Raw genomic sequence first — 865 nt, forward strand, 5'->3', positions numbered from 1 at the left:
GCGCAGTGAGCAAAATATAAATGATCTTTTTTCCAAGTTGGACAGTTTGAGTATTCAGGTCAGGAGTATGCGTAACAAGGCAAACCGCTTAGAAGAGTTGTTTTTGGATTTGGTTGAGAACGCCAAAACGCAGGAGGAAGTGTAAGATGAATGCGCATCAGGTATGGGTCGCTTTCTTGACTATTGTGACCAAAGAGGTTCGTCGCTTTACTCGTATATGGGTACAAACATTGTTGCCACCGGCGATAATGATGGCTTTGTACTTCGTCATCTTTGGCAACTTGATTGGCCCGAGAATTGGTGACATGGACGGTTTTGACTACATGGACTTTATTGTTCCCGGCTTAATCATGATGTCAGTGATTACTAACTCCTATGCTAACGTAGTGTCCTCTTTTTTTAGCATGAAGTTTCAACATAGCATTGAAGAAATTCTGGTCTCACCTGTACCTAACTGGGTAGTCTTGTCCGGTTATGTGATGGGCGGTGTTGGTCGCGGTATATCTGTTGGTCTGATCGTGACACTACTGTCGCTGGGTTTTACCGATTTACGTGTTGAAAATATCGCCGTAACGGCCAGCATTGTTATTCTGACGGCTATCCTGTTCTCGATAGGCGGTTTTATCAATGCGATTTATGCGACAAAATTCGATGACATATCGATAGTGCCAACGTTTATATTGACGCCACTTACTTACTTGGGGGGTGTTTTTTATAGTATCAGTTTGTTGCCTGAGTTCTGGCAGGGGGTCTCCCAAATTAACCCTATACTGTATATGGTTAACGCTTTTCGCTATGGTATTCTTGGTGTAAGTGATGTCGATATTGGTATTTCATATTTGATGATTTGCGGATTTATCGTAAT

1 protein-coding gene is annotated in these 865 nt (G+C 42.3%); it reads left to right on the top strand.

The features are described 5' to 3' along the window. Positions 1-146 precede the first annotated feature (146 nt). A partial coding sequence (locus A3729_RS27580) for an ABC transporter permease (protein ID WP_068634498.1) occupies positions 147-865 on the top strand: 719 nt, incomplete at its 3' end.

The sequence above is a fragment of the Oleiphilus sp. HI0043 genome, assembly GCF_001634935.1.